General features: G+C 49.0%; 15 protein-coding genes. 8 read left to right on the top strand and 7 right to left on the bottom strand.

Features of this window, described 5'->3' with window-relative positions; genetic code table 11:
• Window positions 1-64 precede the first annotated feature (64 nt).
• From G7083_RS10545 to G7083_RS10560, 4 genes are all read right to left on the bottom strand, one after another.
• Window positions 65-2,131, bottom strand: coding sequence for a beta-prism lectin domain-containing protein (locus tag G7083_RS10545; RefSeq protein WP_166014730.1), 2,067 nt, complete (start codon window positions 2,129-2,131; stop codon window positions 65-67).
• A gap of 361 nt (window positions 2,132-2,492) precedes the next feature.
• Window positions 2,493-3,263: a peptidoglycan binding protein CsiV gene (locus G7083_RS10550; RefSeq protein ID WP_166014731.1), complete on the bottom strand. Its 771-nt coding sequence runs from the start codon at window positions 3,261-3,263 to the stop codon at window positions 2,493-2,495.
• A gap of 195 nt (window positions 3,264-3,458) precedes the next feature.
• Window positions 3,459-6,938 carry a transcription-repair coupling factor gene (gene mfd / locus G7083_RS10555; protein ID WP_166014732.1) on the bottom strand — a complete coding sequence of 1,160 codons (3,480 nt, stop codon included), beginning with the start codon at window positions 6,936-6,938 and terminating at the stop codon, window positions 3,459-3,461.
• Window positions 6,939-6,940: 2 nt separating this feature from the next.
• Window positions 6,941-7,513 carry a PilZ domain-containing protein gene (locus tag G7083_RS10560; protein WP_166014733.1) on the bottom strand — a complete coding sequence of 191 codons (573 nt, stop codon included), beginning with the start codon at window positions 7,511-7,513 and terminating at the stop codon, window positions 6,941-6,943.
• Between the two features lie 175 nt (window positions 7,514-7,688).
• Here G7083_RS10560 and lolC point away from each other — a divergent pair, with 175 nt between their 5' ends.
• From lolC to lolE, 3 genes are read left to right on the top strand one after another with little or no spacing between them, the layout of a single operon-like run.
• Window positions 7,689-8,897 (top strand): lipoprotein-releasing ABC transporter permease subunit LolC, encoded by a 1,209-nt coding sequence (gene lolC / locus G7083_RS10565; RefSeq protein WP_166014734.1) that lies wholly within the window; start codon window positions 7,689-7,691, stop codon window positions 8,895-8,897.
• Window positions 8,890-9,576, top strand: a complete 687-nt coding sequence (gene lolD, locus G7083_RS10570; protein ID WP_166014735.1) for a lipoprotein-releasing ABC transporter ATP-binding protein LolD — start codon at window positions 8,890-8,892, stop codon at window positions 9,574-9,576. The genes lolC and lolD overlap by 8 nt, the downstream gene beginning before the upstream one ends.
• A gap of 3 nt (window positions 9,577-9,579) precedes the next feature.
• Window positions 9,580-10,821 (top strand): lipoprotein-releasing ABC transporter permease subunit LolE, encoded by a 1,242-nt coding sequence (gene lolE / locus G7083_RS10575; protein WP_166014736.1) that lies wholly within the window; start codon window positions 9,580-9,582, stop codon window positions 10,819-10,821.
• Window positions 10,822-10,970: 149 nt separating this feature from the next.
• Here the strand turns inward: lolE and G7083_RS10580 are convergent, their stop codons facing one another.
• On the bottom strand, window positions 10,971-11,528 hold the full coding sequence (locus G7083_RS10580; protein WP_166014737.1) for a DUF2062 domain-containing protein: 558 nt from the start codon (window positions 11,526-11,528) through the stop codon (window positions 10,971-10,973).
• 56 nt (window positions 11,529-11,584) lie between these two features.
• On the opposite strand from G7083_RS10580, the gene G7083_RS10585 reads away from it, so the two are divergent.
• From G7083_RS10585 to kdsB, 5 genes are read left to right on the top strand one after another with little or no spacing between them, the layout of a single operon-like run.
• Window positions 11,585-13,780, top strand: a complete 2,196-nt coding sequence (locus G7083_RS10585; RefSeq protein WP_240911938.1) for a DNA internalization-related competence protein ComEC/Rec2 — start codon at window positions 11,585-11,587, stop codon at window positions 13,778-13,780.
• A 30-nt stretch (window positions 13,781-13,810) separates the two neighbouring features.
• Entirely contained in the window at window positions 13,811-15,559 is a 1,749-nt protein-coding gene (gene msbA / locus G7083_RS10590) for a lipid A ABC transporter ATP-binding protein/permease MsbA (protein ID WP_166014739.1), read from the top strand.
• A gap of 2 nt (window positions 15,560-15,561) precedes the next feature.
• The gene (gene lpxK, locus G7083_RS10595) at window positions 15,562-16,569 is read left to right on the top strand and encodes a tetraacyldisaccharide 4'-kinase (protein ID WP_166014740.1); all 1,008 of its coding nucleotides are present in this window, start codon (window positions 15,562-15,564) and stop codon (window positions 16,567-16,569) included.
• Window positions 16,550-16,729: a Trm112 family protein gene (locus tag G7083_RS10600; protein ID WP_166014741.1), complete on the top strand. Its 180-nt coding sequence runs from the start codon at window positions 16,550-16,552 to the stop codon at window positions 16,727-16,729. Before lpxK ends, G7083_RS10600 begins: the two co-directional genes overlap by 20 nt.
• Window positions 16,729-17,487, top strand: coding sequence for a 3-deoxy-manno-octulosonate cytidylyltransferase (kdsB, locus tag G7083_RS10605; RefSeq protein WP_166014742.1), 759 nt, complete (start codon window positions 16,729-16,731; stop codon window positions 17,485-17,487). The genes G7083_RS10600 and kdsB overlap by 1 nt, the downstream gene beginning before the upstream one ends.
• Window positions 17,488-17,636: 149 nt before the next feature.
• Here kdsB and G7083_RS10610 read toward each other — a convergent pair whose 3' ends face one another.
• Window positions 17,637-19,166, bottom strand: a complete 1,530-nt coding sequence (locus G7083_RS10610) for a SpoVR family protein (RefSeq protein ID WP_166014743.1) — start codon at window positions 19,164-19,166, stop codon at window positions 17,637-17,639.
• A gap of 12 nt (window positions 19,167-19,178) precedes the next feature.
• Entirely contained in the window at window positions 19,179-20,450 is a 1,272-nt protein-coding gene (locus G7083_RS10615; protein ID WP_166014744.1) for a YeaH/YhbH family protein, read from the bottom strand.
• Window positions 20,451-20,495: the final 45 nt, after the last annotated feature.

The raw sequence follows: 20,495 nt of genomic DNA on the forward strand, positions 1-20,495 counted from the left end.
ACTTCCCAGCGAAACAAATCAAGCGGCCAATGGCCGCTTGATTTGTTTGGTGTGGAACTTAAAGCTACTGCAATGGTACCCGCACGGTCGCCGAGCGGAAGCTGTTATGACTTAACCAACTTGGCAGTGGCGGATTGGGATCGTCATTGTTCACCGCTGAGAAATGGAAAGCATATTGCTCCCATGTCCGAGTGGCATTTTGCCAAGGTTTACTTGGGTCCGCCGATTCATATACATATACCCCATGGTTGATTTTGCTGTCGCGATCGTAATCATTAGCCACCATGATCAGTGCAGCATTATTGTCGCCCGCCAAATCGACGACGATAGGGTATTCCCACAGTGTGCCTGATGAGTTAGCAATAGTGCTTAATACCTGACCGGTTTTACCATCAAGAATGCGCATTCTCAAACGATCTTGCACGAGCACTTCATCGATGCCATCACCAGTGAAATCGTAGGCCGACACCCCAATCTTGCCGCTGTTCAAATCATCATTTGCTACAGACCAGACTTGGTTACCTGTCGCATCATACATATCAACCGCATAATATCCGGCATACACGATGCCCATATGTGAGGCGTCGGTACTGAGTTTACCCGTCAAAAATTGCACCGCGTTAACTTGCTGTAATTGCTTGATCTGATGTGGTGGTTTACTCCACACATTGACCCCTAACAGTTGTGAGTCTTGTGGGATCTCATAACGAACTGTCGTCGATTTTGACAGCATTACTGGAACTGGGTAAGAAATGGTTTTTTCTTTCCAAACCGGTGCTAAGTAGGAGACTTGCTTGGTGTGCCAGCCAAATAACCAATAAGACACCGTTTTGCTTTGCCACTCAAAGTCTAAGTAAGAGATGGTTTTGGTTTTCCATTCAAAACTCGGATAAGTAAAGGCTGAATCCTTAGTCCCCACAGTGACTTGTTCGCCATTATCGAGTGTAAAGATCATTTCAAGTATTCCGTAAGTCCACCAATATTTATTCTTACCATAAGTCATTTCAATGGCGCGGACTTTACTGGTATCGATGCTGCTTACTGAGCCACCGTTACCCCCAAACATGGTTTGGCTATTTACACCTATTGCATCAACTACCGCACCAGAGCGAATCAGTAGCGGTTGGTCTGGTTCGACTACGATCTTTTGTCGATCACCCCACTCGGAGTAACCGTACACCAAAGATTCGGCATCGACTGTGGTTGCGATCCGACTCGGTTTGGCCAAGAAACTGGAAACAGCTTGTACGCTACCGCCAGGATTAGATGAATTGCTGATTTGCCATTTCACACTGCCATCGTGCTCAAGTACGGCGATAGTACTATTTTCTGGGGTGCTAAGTGACGCCGGAACAGAAACAATCAGTTCAAGTTGTTCATCCAAATCGAGGTTGGCGACTGAAGAGAACCACACAGTATCGTTGGCGGAATATTGCCATAGACACGCGCCACTATTTTGGTACAAGGTGCCATTGGCAAACACTTCACGTTGGCCATCGTCATCGCTATCAAAGGCCAGCGAACTGGGAGCCCAGTCATGGCTAAACAGTAGACCCGAATGGTAGTTGTACACGCCATCAGCCGCCAGAATATCAATCTGGCCATCGTTATCAATATCTGCAAGGCTAATATCGCCGACAGAACGCCAGACAGAGGCTGCTTTCGACAACTGCTGTTTGAGGTTGCCTTGGTGATCGACAATATTGATATAAGCACTTAGCCCGCTGGTGGAGACAATTTCGACGATTCCATCGCCATCAAGATCTGCGGCCGCGGGAGCATAGCGTGCATCGGCAATCACTCCACCATTGCTGTAGTCCCAAAGCTCTGAACCATCAATGCCACTCAGAGCTCGAAGGTAGCCACCTTGGGAATATTGATTACCGGCAAAAGTCACAATCACAATGTCAGCTACATCATGCTGATCAATTTTTCCATCACCATTATCGTCATTGAGCTGTACCACAATGGGGGTCGTCATCACTTGGTTAGACTCAGGATGAAAAGCACTGGTTGACCAAGACCATTTCAGTTGGGTTAGGATCTCATCTGCGGCATGGGCAGGATCTTGAATCCCCCAGCTACAGAGTACTACGGCCCCAAGGGTGCATAGGGGGAGGTTAAGTTTCATGGGCTGTCCTTATCGTTTATATCCAGATCGTATCTTCGTGTTATCAACTGCATTAAATAGTATTTATTAGGGACGGAAGCTGACGACTAATAAGCAAACATGAAGAAAAATACTGATAGTGACAGGATTATCGGTGTTGGATCATGGATGATTCAACCCAACAACACTGCAACTTAGGAGAGTTCTTGTGTTACAGACAGATCTCATTGTTGCAAATGAGATAGCGTAAGGTTTATGAGACAAATACCTCGGGGGCATGGTCGTGAGGCTAACTATAATTGGCCAGCGGCTGTAGACAGGAGCAGGGTTGGCAAAGGGGTTTGTTGCCAATGGCTAACTCGGCTCAAACCCCTAAGTGAGATTATTCGGCGACTCGACGGACTTGAATGATCACACCCATCAATGGGTGATCCAGATAGTGGGTTTCACCACTGCGCATCCGACGCTTTTGATCAAGCCGATAGCTTTTGAGGAAGCGTTGCTCTTGAACTTGTGGTGATACCGCTTCAAGCAACCCAGCTTGTACAGTCGCATCTTGCTCCTCTGGCATTAGACTCAGTTGCAATGGCGCATCTTGCAGTGTCACTTCACGCACGGCTGGTTTTTTCAAATCCAATAGTGCTTCGGCAAATAAAAAATGTTGTACATAGATTTGCAAAGTGCCATCTAGCTCATAAAGTGGTTTAGCAATGCTCATTTCGGTGACACCATCAATCGGAGCATCGCTAGTACGGCTGACGATTGGGTTGCCGTCCGCCTGAAATTGATCTGAGAAATCCCGTCCAGCTTGGATATGAAATACCGGTGCAGCTTGGCGTCCCTGATCATTTTGTCGCCAAGCCGTATGCAGTAGTACCGTGAAACCGGCATGGTTACTTAATTTCTGAGCTTGCTCATTGAGTTGATAGGCCGATGAGGGCAGTAAAATGACACCTTTGCTTTGGCGAAAGCTGACATCGGCAAAACTGCCTGAACGGGCAAAATTCAGTGGTGGTAGGCTATTGGGCCAAGATTCACTCACTTTTTCTGCATCGACCGCTCGTTTAAACATGATCACTTCAATATCAAACTGGCGAGCCGCCATGCTAGGCATGGCCAACAGCAATAGCAGCAGTGGGATCAATCGGTTCATTGTCACTCCATCGTTCAGTGCTCAACACTGGGTTATTACCTCAAGGCATTACCTATTGGCGTTCAATTATTGCTGGTTAATCACCGACGTTGCTATAGCCTTCCTACTTGAAGCTACAGCGGTGTTGGCTAGGTTCGTTCACCCCAATCACTCAGTTTGCCTATGCTCATGGGGACTCACTCACTTGCCGATAACTTAACGCGCAGGCAGCACATTTTGCTGGAAATTATGCAACATGTCAGCGACAAATTGGATCCGCGCACTGCGTTCAAGCAAAGGTAAGGTAAATTTGAACTTAGTAGGTCCATCCATGGCAAACTGCTTAGGCTGCGATTGCAGCAGTTTAACCAAAAACAGTGGATTAATGTCAGCATTGGGATAGAACTCAATATAGCCACCCCGCTCATGGGCTTCAATTTTGCGTACCTTCAGCCGCATCGCATTCAGTTTTAGCTCAGCAATGGTCAGCAAGTTTAACGCGGCATCTGGCAATTTACCAAAGCGATCAATCAACTCGACTTTAAGCTCGGCTAACTCATCTTCACTTGCTACGCTGGCGATCTGTTTGTACATCGATAAGCGAGTATTGATATCTGGGATATATTCCTCAGGCAGTAAGGCCGGCAGGCGCATTTCGACTTCGGTTTGCTCGCGCAGCAGATCATCCAGCGCAGGCTCTTTACCTGATTTAAGCGCTTCAACGGCTTGTTCGAGCATCTCCATATATAAAGTAAAGCCGACCGATTGGATCTGGCCACTTTGCTCTTCGCCTAGCAGTTCACCAGCGCCGCGGATCTCTAAATCGTGAGTCGCGAGGGTGAAACCCGCCCCTAAATCTTCTAAAGAAGCGATCGCTTCTAAACGTTTCACCGCATCTTTGGTGATGGCTTTGGGTGGGGGCGTGAGTAAATACGCATACGCTTGATGATGCGAACGACCGACTCGCCCGCGCAGTTGATGTAATTGAGCTAAGCCTAAGTTGTCCGCGCGATTAATAATAATCGTATTCGCGGTTGGGACGTCGATCCCGGTTTCAATAATCGTGGTACACACCAGCAAGTTAAAGCGCTGGTGATAGAAATCGTTCATCACCTTTTCTAGCTCACGTTCACGCATTTGGCCATGGGCAATGGTGATACGGGCTTCTGGGATCAGCTTTTCTAAATCTGCCGCGACCTTATCGATACTTTCGACTTGATTGTGCAAGAAATAAACTTGGCCACCGCGCATGATTTCACGCAGTACCGCTTCGCGGATCACGCTCTCTTCGGTTTGGCGTACAAAGGTTTTGATGGCGAGCCGTCGCGCTGGCGGCGTAGCGATGATCGAGAGATCGCGCATACCACTCATCGCCATATTCAGAGTCCGTGGGATTGGCGTAGCGGTTAGGGTCAAAATATCCACATCGGCCCGCATCGCTTTGACTTTCTCTTTTTGCCGCACCCCAAAGCGGTGTTCTTCATCGACAATCAATAAACCAAGATCGGCGAATTGCAGCTCGCTCGATAATAATTTATGGGTGCCGACCAGAATATCAACCTTACCCTCGGCGACCTCTTGTAAGATCTGTTTTTGCTCGTTGGCCGATTTAAAGCGCGATAACACTTCCACGCGGATCGGCAAATTGGCAAAACGGTCGCGCAAATTCTCAAAATGTTGTTGAGCCAGTAGAGTGGTTGGCACTAATACCGCGACTTGTTTATTGTTATCGGTGGCGACGAAAGCAGCGCGCATCGCTACCTCGGTTTTACCAAAACCGACATCGCCGCACACTAATCGATCCATCGCTTTGGCTTGGCACATATCCGACAGTACTGCGTTGATCGCCATGGCTTGGTCGTCGGTTTCTTCAAACGGGAATGTGGCTTTAAAGGTTGCGTATTGTTCGCGATCGAGCTGGAATTTAAAGCCGGGTTTGATTTCACGTTTGGCATAAACATCGAGCAGTTCAGCAGCCACATCGCGCACTTTCTCTGCCGCTTTGCGGCGGGCCTTAATCCAAGCTTCACCACCGAGCTTGTGCAATTGAGCCGACTCTTCTGCGCCGCCAGAATAACGGCTGATCAAATTGAGTGAAGAGACGGGCACATACAGCTTGGCTTCATTTTGGTACTCAAGCATCACGTATTCGTTGACCATGCCGCCGGCACTCAGCGTTTGTAAGCCTAAGTAACGACCAATCCCGTGATCGATATGCACCACCGGTTGCCCTGGTTTTAGCTCCGCCAGATTGCGGATCACCGCATCGCTATTGGTCGTGGTCTTGCGATCTTTTTTACGACGACGTTGCAGCACTCGATCGCCAAGTAAATCACTCTCACAAATTAGTGCGATCGGTGATGGATCATGATGACCAGTGAAGATAAATCCGTGTTCGGCCGCGCCTAATATCAGCGAAAATTTCTCGGGCTGCTGACACGCCGCGCTGAACGTAGGGTGATTCACTGGGCGTAACTTAATCCGTTGCAGCAGTTCCAGCAGTGCTTCACGGCGACCTTCCGATTCGACCGAGAAAATGATCTTGCCGGTGAACTGTTCACTGAATTGCCGCAGTGCTGCCAGTGGATCTTTATTTTGATGCTCAACCGCTAATGGCGGTAGCGCTTGCAAAGGTGGATTGATGCGACCGGCGCGCAGCTCAATCGGATCGCTTGACAGTAAGATCTGGGGCAGAGTTTTAAAGTGGCTGAATAGCTCATCTTTGCGTAGCCACAATTCATTGGGTGCGAGCAGTGGGCGCAGCGGATCAATATTACGTTGGTCGTAGCGATGTGCCACATCGGCTAAAAAATGGTCGATGGATTGTTCGATTTCACCCACCACCAACAGTTGACTGTCGGTGGGCAGGTAATCAAATAAGGTTTCGCAATGTTCAAAAAATAGCGGTTGCCAATATTCAATGCCCGCAGGCCAAGTACCTTTAGAGACTTGGCTATAGACAGATTCGGGTTCACGACGCGCTTCAAAGCGCTGCCGCCACCGGTTACGAAACTCTTCAATCGCCGCGGCACTGGTGGGAAATTCATGGGCCGGTAGTAGGCGAATTTCATCCATTTCCGCGATTGAGCGTTGGTTGTCGGGATCGAATGTGCGGATGGTATCGATTTCATCATCGAAAAAATCGATCCGGAATGGGTCACTGCTGCCCATTGGGAACAGATCGAGAATTGAGCCGCGACTGGCATACTCACCGGGACCAAATACTTGATCCACATGGCGATAGCCGTTGTTGGTCAGTTGCAAACGCAGTTTATCGAGCGAGCAATGATCGCCACGTTTAACGATTAAAGTGTGTTGCAGCAAAAACTCACGTGGGGATTGGCGCTGCAGCAAGGTGCTGATCGGCACAATCGTGATGCCGTGAGTTTGGCTCGGTAGCTGGTAGAGCCGGGCAATCCGATCAGAAATAATGTCTTGATGTGGTGAAAAATTATCATAGGGTAGCGTTTCCCAATCTGGGAATAGCGCAACCTCATACTGGCTAAATTGCTCGATTTCCTGCAGCAATTTAAGTGCGGTTTGTGGATCCGGTACTGCCAGTAAAGTATGGCTGTGGTGGGCATTGGCCAGTTCGGCAATCGCCAGCGCTAAGCTGGCGCCCGGTAAGTTACCGATGGCTTTTTTGTCTCCGGCACCTTGCGCCGCAAACAGAGAGAGTAGGGGATTTCTAGTCATAGTCACGCTGTTTTTTCTCGATCTAGTGAGCGTTGACGCAGCAGGCGCTGCTGCTGGTATAAGGCGGCTTTGATCAACAGATCCTGATCCATATCACGCAGCAGTTCATATTTGAGCGTGATTAAGCAATGTTCAGCTTGCAATAGGCATTCAGTCACGCTCGCGTAGCCATAAATCGCCGCTGCGGGGTATTCCAAAAACAGTTTGATCCGCACTTTTTGGCCTAAAGGGAGCGGGGTTGGCGCCAAATAGGTGAGTTGGCTGGCACCAAAGCTAGTGGTGCAGGTGCGTAAGTCGGGATCATCTTGCTGGGCGAGCATAAAGGTCAGCAGCAGATTGAGTTTGGCGTTCTGCGCTTCGAGCAGTTGTAATACACTTGGAAAATCGCTGTTTTTGAGTTCGCTGCACGCATTATCGTTAAGCTGCTCTAACTGGCTAAACTCGCTCGCTACTACAAATGGAGCGGGGATCTCGGCTTCAAAAACAGGGTGAGAAGGCAGGGTAAAATCGCTAGCCAGCGGCTGTACATTGAGAGTCAGTGCATGGTGAACAGTAAAAAATTCTTGGTCGGTCATAGGGGGTTCCTTCTCACATCAATGTTGATTATCGTCATAAGCGGTAACTAATCAAGGTATGTCCTTGTTCTCGGTGTGAAATAAATGCTTTGTTGCTTTGATTTACGAAAGAAAAACTACAACCGAACAGGGATTCTCGTTACAGTAGCGCCATGGTATTTCTAAGGTTGGATTTATGTTTCATCCGGTATCGGCTTTTATTGGTTGGCGTTATTTGCGCGGTCGTTCTGGCGATCGTTTTAGCCGTTTTGTCTCGTATATGTCGACAGCAGGGATCACGATTGGCGTGATGTCGTTGGTGACCGTGTTATCGGTGATGAATGGCTTTGAAGCCCAGCTTAAATCACGCATTCTTGGTGTACTGCCACAAGCGGTGGTCAGTGAGGCGACGGGAAAAACGGCTCTGATGGCCACTCCGCCAAGTTTTATCGCAGCGCTATCGCCTTCGCGCCCGGCTGAGCCTTTGGTGCGCAGTGAAGCGGTAATACAAAGCCCAGCGCAATTGGCGGCGGGTCTGCTGATCGGCATTGAGCCGCAGCATAACGATCCGTTGAGTGGCTATCTAATGGCTGGCAGTGTTTCGACCTTACAGGGGGGCGAATATCAATTGCTGCTTGGTCATCTACTGGCGCGCAATTTAAATGTCACGCTTGGTGATAAGGTGCGCCTTATGGTCACTGAAGCCAGCCAATTTACCCCGTTAGGTCGCTTACCCAGTCAGCGTAATTTTACCGTGGCTGGGATATTTAACACCGGATCGGATGTTGATGGCCAACTTATGGTCACCCATCGCCAAGATGCCGCTCGCTTACTGCGTTACGATACGCAGACCATTTCAGGCTGGCGGTTATTTTTTGATGATCCCTTTGTGGTGAGTGATTATGCCCAACGCTCTTTGCCGGAGGGTTGGCGTTGGAGCGACTGGCGCGAGCAGCGTGGCGAGCTGTTTCAAGCGGTACGTATGGAAAAGAACATGATGGGCCTAATGCTGGGTTTAATTGTTGGCGTGGCGGCGTTTAATATTATTGCTGCACTGATTATGGTGGTAATGGAAAAGCAAGCGGAAGTGGCGATACTCAAAACCCAAGGTATGCAAGCGCAGCAAGTGCTGGCCATTTTCATGGTGCAAGGCGCGAGCAGCGGCGTGCTTGGCGCACTTAGTGGTGGTTTGCTTGGCGGTCTGTTGGCGGCGAATTTAAATCGTTTGTTGGAAACCTTCGGTGTTGCTCTGTTTTCGGTGGGCGGCGGGTTACCGGTGGTGATTAATCCATGGCAAATTGGGCTGGTGATTACTCTTGCGGTGGTTTTAAGTTTATTGGCGACACTGTTTCCTGCCTATCGCGCATCTTCTGTTCAACCCACTGAGGCATTACGTTATGAATAAGCTGTTATGTTGTTCACAGGTGTGTAAAACCTATCAAGAAGGCGAGCTACACACCCAAGTGCTGCAAGGGGTAAGTTTTGAACTGAAACGTGGCGAGTTGGTGTCGATTATTGGCTCCTCTGGCTCCGGCAAAAGTACCTTGTTGCATATTCTTGGCGCATTGGATGACGCGAGCTCTGGCCAAGTGGCGTTTCTTGATCAACCCTTGTCGCAACTCAGTTCTAATCAGCAGGCGAAGATCCGCAACCAGCATCTGGGGTTTATCTATCAGTTTCATCATTTGTTGGCTGATTTTTCGGCGTTAGAAAATGTGGCTATGCCGCTGTTGATCGGCGGTCATCCGGTTGCGGCTGCCAAAGCAGCCGCACAACGTTTGCTTGAGCGGGTGGGTTTAGCCCATCGCTTAACTCATCGTCCCGCTGAGTTATCTGGCGGGGAGCGTCAACGAGTCGCGATTGCACGTGCCTTAGTCAATAAACCGGATTTGGTACTGGCCGATGAGCCAACGGGTAATCTTGATCATCAAACGGCGCTGTCGATTTACGATTTGATGCGTGAGTTGAATCGCGAATCGGGCACCGCGTTTTTAGTGGTGACCCATGATAGTGAACTGGCGGCGAAAATGGATCGGCAGATGCAGATGAAAGATGGATTATTAACCGAGATTACGGGGGCGTAACGCTTGATTTCTCTCGCTCTGTTTATTGGTGGGCGTTTTAGTCGTGCCAAACAACGCAATAAGATGGTGTCGTTTATTTCACTCTCATCAACGCTGGGGATTGCCGTTGGGGTTGCGGTGATCATTATTGGTCTGTCTGCGATGAATGGTTTTGAGCGTGAGTTGCAATCGCGGGTGTTGTCGGTGATCCCTCATGGTGAGTTTGAAGGTGTGCGTGGCCCGGTGCAGCGTTGGCCGGAGTTGATCGCACAAGCGACCGAACATCGGCAAATTGTTGCGGCGGCGCCTTATGTAAAAATGACGGCGTTGGCAGAAAACGGCACTCAGCTAAAAGCGCTTGAAGTACGCGGTGTCGATCCACAGCGTGAACAAACGGTATCGCGTCTGGCACAATTTATCAGTGCGCAGGCATGGCAAAATTTTGTCCCCGATCAACAGCAGGCGATTTTAGGCCAAGGGGTGGCAGAAAAACTGGGTGTGCAAGTCGGTGATATGATCACTTTGCTGCTACCCAGTACCGCCAGTGGTGACAAATTACAAGCCCCGAAACGGGTACGTGTCACCGTGAGTGGTTTGCTGGCGCTCAATGGGCAAATTGATCACAGCTTGGCGCTAATACCGCTTGCGGATGCCCAGCGTTACGCCAATTTAGGTGATGGTGTCACCGGAGTAGCGGTTAAAGTTGATCAGGTCCTGCAAGCGACCCAGATCGTACGTGACGTGGGCAACCAGCTTAGCGAATATGTTTATCTCAATAGCTGGCAGCAAAAATATGGCTTTTTATACCGTGATATTCAGCTTGTGCGCACCATTATGTATTTAGTGATGGTATTGGTAATCGGTGTCGCGAGCTTTAACATTGTCTCTACCTTGATGATGGCGGTCAAAGATCGGGCGGCGGAAATTGCCATTTTGCGCACCATGGGGGCCAGTGATGGCCTGATTAAGCGTATCTTTGTCTGGCAAGGGGTCTTTTCCGGTGTGCTAGGCAGTGTGGCTGGCAGCATCGCGGGAGTATTAATTGCGTTAAACTTAACCCGATTGGTCAACGGGTTAGAGCAGTTGATTGACCATCAGTTTTTATCTGGCGATATCTATTTTGTCGACTTTTTGCCTTCTCAAGTTGAAGCTTCGGATGTGCTATTGGTGTCCGGTACCGCGATCGTGTTGAGTTTGCTGGCCACCTGGTATCCAGCACGGCGTGCCAGTCGATTAAATCCAGCCCAAGTGCTCAGTAGTAAATAATCTCCATGTGGGATAACTGAGGCCGCTGCAGGCAGCATCAACAAAAAAAGGACCGTATGGTCCTTTTTTCATCTTAATTTGACACGCTTTGCATCTGTAGTCCGCTTATCACTCACAATTTACTTGGCGCAGGGGGAGGCAGCGGTGCATTACGGTCGATTCTCCGGCATGTTATTGACGCGGCTTTTATTAATTCGACTATTAAGACGGCGTTTTTGCCAACTGCGCACCACCGAATAACGCCATAAGGCATGAATACTAAAATAGCCCATTAATGCTGCTATCACAGCGCAAACCACCGAGCCTAGTAAAAACGGCAGGCCGATGGTGTTCATTTGATTGAGCAGAAATTCCCAACTCAACTCTAAGTGGAATGATTGGGGAGGGATGCCCATGAGCCAAGCTCCCACTTTATAAGTGCAATAAAAGATCACTGGCATGGTGATGGGGTTGGTGATCCACACTAACGCAACGGATAGCGGTAAGTTAACCCCCAGAGCAATTGCTGCACCAGCGGCCATGATCATCTGACTGGGCAGAGGGATAAAAGCCATAAATAGACCAACCGCAAAAGCCCCTGCCGCTGAGCGGCGATTAAGACACCAAAGGTTTGGGTTGTATAGCACATTTCCAAATACGCGCAGGGCTTTTTGGCGTTTGATCACATCGTGGTCAGGCATAAACCGTTTAATAAATTTTTTTGGCATACGGGATTATGACTCTCTTGTCGAATTACTGGTCGCTAATGGCATTTTCACTCACCATGCTCTCTGCACCATATTGGCCATGGATGCCAACGTGGGGCTGGGCGTGGTTTTGCCTCATGATATGTGGCCTGTGCATCTATTACCGAATTTGCCGTCAATGGCTTGGTTTAGGATTGGCCATCCTGACCATAGTGCTACATGGCAATCTTATACGAGATCAATCCAACCTGCTCTATCAAGCAGGCCCGGATATTAGCATAAAAGGCCGAGTTGACAGCTTTTTTACACAAACACGTTATGCCTATGAGGGGTTGATCTTAATTCAGCAGGTCAATGGTCAAAGATTGCACCGATGGCATCAGCCGCGCGTGCGTTTAACCGCGCCGTTACCGTTACAGCCCAATGACCAATTCGAATTTTCCGTAACCCTGAAACCGGTGATTGGACGACGTAATCAAGTCGGTTTTGATTTAGAAGCGCATTCGATGGCGCAATTGGTCTTAGCTCGCGCCAGTGTTAAACCCAATACCAGCTACCAAATTATCCAGCGGGGAGATGTCAGGTCTGCTTGGCTAACCCAATTGACCGCGTTGACCGATACTAGCCGCTTCCAGGGCTTGATCTTAGCGCTGACCTTTGGCGAGCGTAAAGCGATCGAGGAATCCGAGTGGCAAGCACTGCGCAACAGCGGTTTGATTCATTTAGTGGCCATTTCTGGTTTACATATTGGTATCGCATTCAGCTTAGGCTATGTGCTGGGGGTGGGTTTAATGCGTTGGCATGTCAAGCTGATCTGGTCGCCTTTTATCCTCGGTGGCTTATTAGCACTGCTGTATGCTTGGTTGGCCGGATTCACGCTACCCACTCAGCGTGCGCTGATCATGTGTCTGCTCAACGTGGCGTTGGTGGTATTGGCTTTGCCACTGTCAGCGTATCAGCGTATTTTACTCACCCTTGCGGTGGTGCTGTTTTGGTCGCCGTTCGCTTCGCTCTCCAATAGCTTTTGGATGTCATTTCTCGCGGTTGCAGTGGTGCTTTATCAGCTCGCCAGCCAAAACCAACGTCAAGCCAAGTGGCTGGCGTTATTGTGGGCGCAAATCTGTTTGGTTTGTTTAATGGCACCAGTCACGGCGTATTTTTTTGGTGGATTGAGCATCACGGCTGTGTTGTACAATTTGTTGTTTATCCCGTGGTTTTCATTGGTGATTGTACCGGTGCTATTCTTGGGCCTGCTACTGATGGTGGCGCTTCCGAGTTGGGCATCTGGCTACTGGCCATGGGTGGATTGGACTTTTGTGCCACTGGAGTGGGCGCTGCAATTTGCGGAAGTCGGTTGGTTGGTGGTACCCAAGCACGTACAAGGTATCGTGATCGGAATTGTGGCGGTGAGTTTGTTGTATCGAATCATCAGTCGCCAAGCGTGCGCGTTCATATTGATCATGATTGGACTATGGTGGTGGTTTCCCTGCATCAAGCCGCTTTGGCGAATCGATGTGTTGGATGTTGGGCATGGCTTAGCGATCATGATTGAGCAAAATCAACGGGCGATTATCTACGATACTGGCAGCAGTTGGCCGACTGGAAGCTACGCTCACAGCGTGATTGAGCCGCTGTTACAGCAGCGTGGGATTCAGCAATTAGATGGGCTGATTTTAAGTCATCTGGATAATGATCATGCGGGAGATTGGCAGGGATTGGCTAGCCGCTGGCAGCCGCGTTGGATCCGTAGTAGTCAACACGGCGTGCAATTTGAACCTTGTGTTCGTGGTGTGAGTTGGCAGTGGCAGTCACTTGAATTTAATGTGTTATGGCCGCCGCAACGGGTGAGCCGAGCTTATAACCCGCACTCCTGCGTGATCCGCGTCAGCGATACACAATCCCAGCATTCGGTGTTGTTATCCGGTGATGTCACCGCGTTGGGTGAGTGGTTACTCGCCCGAGATGGCGTTGTATTACAAAGTGATGTGATGTTAGTGCCGCATCATGGCAGTAAAACCTCATCGACCGTCGAGTTTATAGCCCAAGTGCAACCCCAGTTGGCGATCGCTTCTCTGGCCAAAGATAACCGCTGGAACTTGCCTCATCCTCAGGTGGTTGCACGTTATCAGCAACAACAAGTGCAGTGGCTAGATACCGGACAAATGGGGCAGATTTCGCTATTTTTCTATCCGGATCAGCTTGATTGGTTGGCTCAGCGGCAGCGCTACTGGGAGCCTTGGTATAGGCAGATGCTACGTAAAGGGGTAGAATGAGGCCAATTTTGTAATCAGAAAAGCCTTTCTATGTCACTTCACTCTGACGAATCTAACTGGCAGACCTTTAAACGTCTGTGGACTTATATCAGCACCTATAAAGCGGGGCTGGTGGTGGCAACCATCGCGTTGATCATTAATGCGGTTGCCGATACCTACATGATTTCACTGCTTAAACCCTTATTAGATGAAGGGTTTGGTGATGCTGAATCGACTTTTTTGCGCATTCTACCTTTCATGATTTTAGGTCTGATGTTTGTGCGTGGACTAAGTAGTTTTGCTTCTGCCTACTGCTTGAGCTGGGTCTCTGGCAACGTGGTGATGCAAATGCGCCGTGGTTTGTTTAACCATTTCATGCATATGCCAGTGAGCTTTTTCGATCAACAATCCACGGGCGGGCTTTTGTCGCGGATCACTTATGATTCGGAGCAAGTCGCTGGAGCCACCAGCCGAGCCTTGGTGAGCATTGTGCGGGAAGGGGCCAGCATTGTTGGCCTGCTGGTGCTGATGTTTTGGAACAGTTGGCAGCTCTCTTTAGTCTTGATTGTGGTTGCACCAGTGGTGGCGTTTGCAATTAGCTTTGTCTCTAAGCGTTTTCGCAAGATTTCCCGCAATATGCAGACGACGATGGGACACGTCACTTCGTCTGCGGAACAGATGCTCAAAGGGCATAAAGTGGTGCTCAGTTACGGTGGACAAGCGGTGGAGCGTAAGCGTTTTGACCAAGTCAGTAACCGAATGCGTCAGCAAACCATGAAATTGGTGTCGGCACAGGCGACGGCGGATCCCGTGATCCAGATGATTGCTTCCCTAGCACTGTTTGCCGTGCTGTTTTTGGCGAGTGTTGATTCGATTCGGGCTGAATTGACCCCAGGTACCTTTACTGTGGTGTTTTCAGCCATGTTTGGCTTAATGCGTCCGCTGAAAGCGTTAACCAATGTCACTTCGGATTTCCAACGCGGGATGGCCGCATGTCAAACTCTATTTGGTTTGATGGATCTGGAAACCGAGCGCGATAATGGCAAATATGCGGTGGATCGCGTGAAAGGTGAGGTGGTGGTGCAAGATGTTACTTTCACTTACCAAGGCAAAGACAAGCCGGCGTTATCCAATGTGTCGTTCACTATTGAGCAAGGTAAAACCGTCGCACTAGTGGGGCGCTCAGGCTCTGGCAAATCGACCATCGCGAACCTCTTTACTCGTTTTTATGATGTGGATAGTGGTTCGATCCGTTTAGATCAGCACGATGTACGCGATTATAAACTGACTAATCTGCGTCGCCATTTCGCATTGGTATCACAGAACGTACATCTGTTTAATGACAGCATCGCCAACAATATTGCCTATGCCGCGGAAGGCGAATATACCCGTGAGCAGATCGAGCAAGCGGCGCGTCAAGCTCATGCGATGGAGTTTATCGAAAATCTGCCGCAAGGCTTGGATACCGTGATCGGTGAAAATGGCACCAGTTTGTCTGGTGGTCAGCGGCAGCGAGTGGCGATTGCTCGGGCGTTGTTGCGCGATGCACCAGTACTGATCCTTGATGAAGCGACTTCGGCGCTGGATACGGAATCAGAGCGAGCCATTCAAGCGGCGCTCGATGAGCTACAGAAAAACAAAACAGTGCTAGTGATTGCCCACCGTTTATCGACCATCGAACAAGCAGATGAAATCTTGGTGGTCGATGAAGGGCAAATTATTGAACGTGGTCGTCATGCTGAGTTGCTAGCCCAAGACGGCGCCTATACTCAGCTTCATCGCATTCAGTTTGGTGAATGACGGTGATTGAAAAAATTTGGTTTCAACGCCATCTGCTGAGTTACTTATTATGGCCACTGTTGTCGCCGTTAAGCTTAATATTCGCTGCGATCAGCCGCTCACGGCGTAATGCTTATCAAACTGGCCGTAAAGCCACTTTCCGAGCTCCGATCCCTGTGGTAGTGGTGGGCAATATTACCGCTGGCGGCAATGGCAAAACGCCGGTGGTGATTTGGTTAGTGGAAACGCTGCAAAAACTGGGCTATCGGCCGGGCGTCGTATCGCGTGGTTATGGGGCGAAAGCGCCGAGTTACCCGCTGCTGGTTAATCAGCACACACCGCCAGAGCATTGTGGTGATGAGCCGAAGCTGATCTTTCAACGCAGCGGCGCGCCGGTGGCGGTGGATCCGGTACGTAGCCAAGCGGTACAAGCACTCGTGGCATGCGGAGTGAATATCATCATCAGTGATGATGGTTTACAGCATTATGCTTTGCAGCGCGATATTGAAATTGCCGTGGTTGATGGCGTGCGCCGTTTTGGTAATCAGCAGTTGATCCCGCTCGGACCACTGCGTGAACCGATTAGCCGGTTACAGCAAGTGGATTTTATTATTACCAATGGCGGTCGCGCGCAGCCCAATGAAATCGCTATGCACCTGCAGCCGGATTTGGCGGTTAACCTGCGCACCGGTGAGCGTTGCCCAGTCAATCAATTGACTCGTGTGTGCGCTATGGCTGGAATTGGTCACCCGACGCGATTTTTTAATACTTTACGGGCACTGAATGCGGATTTGTTGGTTTGCCAAGGGTTTGCGGATCACCACGCGTTTGATGCCACGCAGTTAAAGCAACTGGTACAGCAGGGTGACCATCTGATCATGACGGAAAAAGATGCAGTTAAATGTGCTGGATTTGCACAAGCCAATTGGTGGTATTTGCCTGTTTCGGCTCAATTTGCTCCAGACATGGAGCTGCGTATTGTCGACAAAATTAAAGAGGTAATGGAGTCATATGGATCACCGTCTGCTTGAAATCGTCGCTTGCCCAGTGTGTAAGGGTAAGCTGAGTTACGATAAAACTCGCCAAGAATTGATTTGTAAACTGGATCGTCTGGCTTATCAAATCAAACAAGGTATTCCGGTGCTGTTAGAGTCAGAAGCTCGTAGCATGAGTATGGATGAGGGACACTAATGTCATTTACGGTTGTGATCCCAGCCCGCTATCAATCAACCCGTTTGCCGGGTAAGCCGATGGCCGATATTGGTGGTAAGCCAATGGTTCAATGGGTGTACCAGCAAGCGATGCAAGCGGGAGCTGAGCGAGTGATTATTGCCACTGACGATCAGCGAGTGGCTGATGTCGTGCAAGCGTTTGGTGGTGTTGTGTGTATGACCTCGCCTGATCATCAATCAGGTACCGAGCGGTTGGCGGAAGTGGTTGAAAAAATGGCGATCCCTGCTGAGCACATTGTGGTTAATGTGCAAGGTGATGAGCCTTTGATCCCGCCAGTGATTATCCGTCAAGTCGCGGACAATCTAGCCGCTTGCCATGCGCCCATGGCGACTCTAGCAGTGCAAATTGATCAGCAAGCGGAAATGTTTAATCCCAATGCGGTTAAGGTGGTGACTGATAAACACGGTTATGCACTGTATTTTAGTCGCGCGACCATTCCTTGGGATCGCGATCATTTTGCCACGCCAGAGCCAACGATTGCACAGCCAGTGCTGCGCCACATTGGCATTTATGCTTATCGTGCGGGCTTCATCCACACCTACCTTCAGTGGCAACCTAGCCAATTGGAAAAAATTGAGAGCTTAGAGCAGCTGCGAGTGCTTTGGCATGGTGAGAAAATTCATGTTGCAGTGGCCTTACAAGCGCCTCCGGCTGGCGTTGATACCCCAGAAGATTTGGCTTTAGTTCGGCAGATTGTCGCTCAGCAAGCTCACTGAGCGGCCTGATCCGCGATAATACGTTGGTGATAGTCAGTAATGATTGACTGATTATCACCAAATTATCGACCACCAAACTATTAACTATAAAACTATCGACTACAAAATAATCGACGACAAAATCATCAGGTCATCAAATCACCAAGCGGTTAAATCGGGCACTCAAAATGGCTTTTTTTCGGGCATGTTGCCAGCAGATCTCGACGCCCGCTCTCTTTGACTTCTTCGAGTTTAACCTCAAAGCCCCACAGCCGGTGCAAGTGTTTTAGCACCTCTTCATAGTTGGCTTCTAACGGGATCCGATTATGAGGCACATATTGTAAGGTTAAGGAGCGATCACCGCGAATATCGACGCTATACACTTGAATATTAGGCTCTAAGTTACTCAGGTTGTATTGTGCCGCGAGCTTTTCACGGATCGCTTGATAGCCGAGTTCATCATGAATGGCACTGATTTCAATTTGATTCTTTCTATCGTCATCACAAACCGCGAACAGCTTAAAATCGCGGATCAGTTTGGGTGATAAGTATTGGCTGATAAAGCTCTCATCTTTAAAGTTACGCATCGCAAAATGCACTGCTTGTAACCAATCGCTGCCAGCTAATTTGGGAAACCAGCGTTGATCTTCCTCGGTTGGATCTTCACAGATGCGTTTAATGTCACGAAACATCGCAAAGCCAAGTGCATAAGGGTTAATCCCATTGAAATAAAGGCTGTTATAAGGCGGCTGTGCGACAACACTGGTATGGCTATGTAGAAACTCGAGCATGAAGCGGTCGCTGAGTAAGCCTTCATCATACAGATGATTGAGCAGGGTATAGTGCCAAAAGGTCGCCCAACCTTCATTCATGACTTGAGTCTGTTTTTGCGGATAGAAATACTGGCTAATTTTACGCACGATACGCACAATTTCACGCTGCCAAGGTTCGAGTAATGGGGCGTGTTTCTCAATAAAGTACAGAATGTTTTCTTGTGGTTCAGCCGGGAAGCGGTGCTGTTGTTCTGCGGTCACGTTTTTTTTCGGTACGGTACGCCACAGTGTATTGACCTGTGATTGCAGATAGTTTTCGCGCTCTTCTTGGCGTATTTTTTCTTCGGCAATGGAAATTTTTTCTGGTCGCTTATAGCGATCAACCCCATAGTTCATTAATGCATGACAAGAATCGAGTAGAGTTTCAACTTCCTCCACCCCGAACTTTTGTTCGCATTCGGCGAGGTAATGTTTGGCAAACAGCAGATAATCGATAATCGAACTGGCATCCGTCCAAGTTTGGAACAGGTAGTTACCTTTGAAAAAAGAGTTATGGCCGTAGCAGGCATGTGCCATGACCAAGGCTTGCATGGTGATGGTGTTCTCTTCCATCAGATAGGCGATACACGGATCAGAGTTGATCACGATTTCGTAGGCTAAGCCCATTTGACCGTGTTGGTAATTTTGCTCGGTTTGGATGAATTTTTTACCAAACGACCAGTGATGATAATTAATCGGCATACCGATGCTGGAGTAAGCATCCATCATCTGCTCTGAGGTGATGATTTCTATCTGGTTTGGGTAAGTTTCTAAACGGTAAAGCTCTGCTACACGGCGGATCTGTTGGTGATAGCGCTCCAGCAGTTCAAATGTCCAATCAGGGCCATCTGGCAGTGGTTGGTGGTGCAGTGTCGCTTGGATGGTCATGTTGCGCTCTCCCTACTCGTGTTCCTTTTGAAACAGCTCCCTAAACACCGGAAAAATATCATCGACACTACGAATGTGTTTCATCGCAAAGTGACTGAAAGAGGGCTGCAATTTTTCATATTCGTGCCACAGCGTTTGGTGTGAACGGCGCGTGATTTCGATATAGGCATAATATTGGCAATCAGGCAGCAATTGGTTGGCCAGTAGCTCTTTACAGCGCGGCGAATCATCCGCCCAGTTATCGCCATCCGAAGCTTGTGCCCCATAAATATTCCATTGGTTAAGTGGGTAGCGCGCTTTAATGATCTCATTCATTAATTTCAAGGCACTGGAAACAATGGTTCCGCCGGTTTCTTGTGAGTAGAAAAAATCGTGTTCATTGACCTCTTTAGCTTGGGTATGGTGACGAATAAACACCACCTCGACATTGTCATAAGTGCGAGTCAGAAATAAGTAGAGCAGCACATAGAAGCGTTTCGCAATCTCTTTAGTCGCTTGATCCATTGATCCTGAGACATCCATCAGCGAGAACATGACCGCTTGACTGGATGGGATAGGACGCTTCTCATAGTTTTTAAAACGTAAATCAAAGGTATCGATAAAAGGTACGCTACCGATTTTTTTCCGCAGATCTTCAATCTGTTGTTTGATGTGCCTCTGTTCGATGATCTGTGGTGGTTCAAGGCGCTGGATTTCGGTTAATTGTTGTTGTAACTCATCAAGCAAACGGCGTTTACTGGCAGTCATCGCTGTGCGACGGGCTAATGATTGTTGCAGTGAACGAACCACTGCAATGTTAGACGGTACACCGGCGGTTTTGAAACCTGCGCGATGGGTTTTCCACTCGGCGATTTTATTAGCGTGATTTTTTTTGAGGTTGGGTAGTGCTAAATCTTCAAACAAAATATCAAGATATTCATCTCTGGAGAGCTGGAAAATGAAATCATCACTGCCTTGGCCATCAGCACTGGCATCACCTTCTGCTGCACCGTTATTACCTTGACCAGTTTTGGGGCGCTCGATTTTATCACCGCGGATAAATTGATCATTACCCGGATGCACCTGCTCACGCACACCACCTTTGCCTTGCTGAAACATCGGCTCTTTAATGTCGCGAGTTGGGATGGCTACGCCTTCACCGCTTTCGGTATTGGTGATTGAGCGGCGGTTAACCGCATCAGCGACTGACTCTTTGATCTGCTGCTTATAGCGACGTAAAAAGCGTTGCCGATTGACGGTACTTTTGTGCTTGCCGTTTAGCCTTCTGTCGATAAATTGCGCCATGCACTGCTCCCTAATCACCGCTGCTCAATATAGAGATTGAGCCGA

The organism is Vibrio sp. HDW18 (assembly GCF_011306175.1).
In the GTDB taxonomy this organism is placed as follows: Bacteria; Pseudomonadota; Gammaproteobacteria; order Enterobacterales; family Vibrionaceae; genus Vibrio; species Vibrio chanodichtyis.